Origin of the sequence: Streptomyces sp. NPDC002130, assembly GCF_040296465.1 — a bacterium.
In the GTDB taxonomy this organism is placed as follows: Bacteria; Actinomycetota; Actinomycetes; order Streptomycetales; family Streptomycetaceae; genus Streptomyces.
This window is the reverse complement of the sequence record NZ_JBEOXI010001246.1, coordinates 1-1,048: the sequence shown is the minus strand read 5'-3', so window position 1 is coordinate 1,048 and position 1,048 is coordinate 1. Positions and strand designations below refer to the sequence as shown.

Here is a 1,048-nt window from a genome sequence, read left to right as displayed (position 1 = left end):
ATCAACCCCGACCTGGATCTACTGGGCGTCGTTCTCGTAGCCGTGGGTACATCAGCGAAAACCGTGCTCAAACAAGCAAGGTCTGCGATTGCAGAGGCGTTCGGCAACGACGACGTCGTTTTCACGGCCACCGTTCGTCACTCCGAGGCCACCGCCCAGGCAACACGAGAGCGGGGCATGCTCGCAGCCGAACTCGATGCAGTCGTCCGAAGCGGTCCGAAATGGTACGACGTCATCAAAGGCAACGCCGAGCCTCAGGCTCTCGCGCCGAAATCGTCCAAATCCGTTGCAGACGACCTCTTTGCAGTTGCGCAAGAAGTTGTCACCCGCGTTGCAACAGCGGAAAGAGAGGAAGCACGGGTATGAATGACCGGCCCGACCGAAAGCTCACGGCGCTACCTCCGCGGAACGTGACTGGTGACCTGTCTCGAATGCAGAGATCCAACCGCACTCCCGCGCCGGTCGCCCCGCTTCCACAGCCCACACCGTCAGTGGTGGAAAAGCCTAAGCCCAAACGTATTACGGTTTACGTCGACCAAGAGGTATTCAGTCGCGCCCGAGGTGCTTACCGAAACACAAGCCACCTCGAGGACGACAAATCCTGGTCGCAATTCGTCGAGAAAGCGCTGGCGGCAGAGGCGGAACGCCGGGAGACAGTGCACAACAGTGGCAACCAATACGAAGCAGAAACCGGCGCACTTCCCAGCGGCCGCCCAATCTCAGACGACTGACCTACACAACGAAGGAGCCCCGCCGGATGCAACCGGCGAGGCTCCAGACCGGGAAACCACTTGAAGGAAGAAACCCGATCATGACCGACTTTAGCCTCAGGGCTGCCCGTATTCAGCTAGGCGCATTGCTCGCCGCACTCGCACTCGCAATCGTCATCGCACTCGGCATCACCACCGGCGCATTCATACTCTCCTTCGCCGTGCAACGAGACCTCGCCCGGCCTCACCACCGCCCCGCGCAAGCCCGCCGCCCACCGGGGCAAGGGCTGGGAGGAGGTCACGGAACAGGCCATCCGGGCCCTGGCGGGGCGCGGCAA

General features: G+C 61.8%; 2 protein-coding genes and 1 pseudogene. All 3 read left to right on the top strand.

Annotation, left to right across the window (positions count from 1 at the left end; genetic code table 11):
* A partial coding sequence (locus tag ABT116_RS49995; protein WP_351648426.1) for a hypothetical protein occupies window positions 1–366 on the top strand: 366 nt, incomplete at its 5' end.
* Window positions 363–731 (top strand): ParB family protein, encoded by a 369-nt coding sequence (locus ABT116_RS49990; RefSeq protein ID WP_351648422.1) that lies wholly within the window; start codon window positions 363–365, stop codon window positions 729–731. The genes ABT116_RS49995 and ABT116_RS49990, both read left to right, overlap by 4 nt.
* 222 nt (window positions 732–953) lie before the next feature.
* Window positions 954–1,048, top strand: a pseudogene (locus ABT116_RS49985) (uracil-DNA glycosylase); the annotation flags it as partial.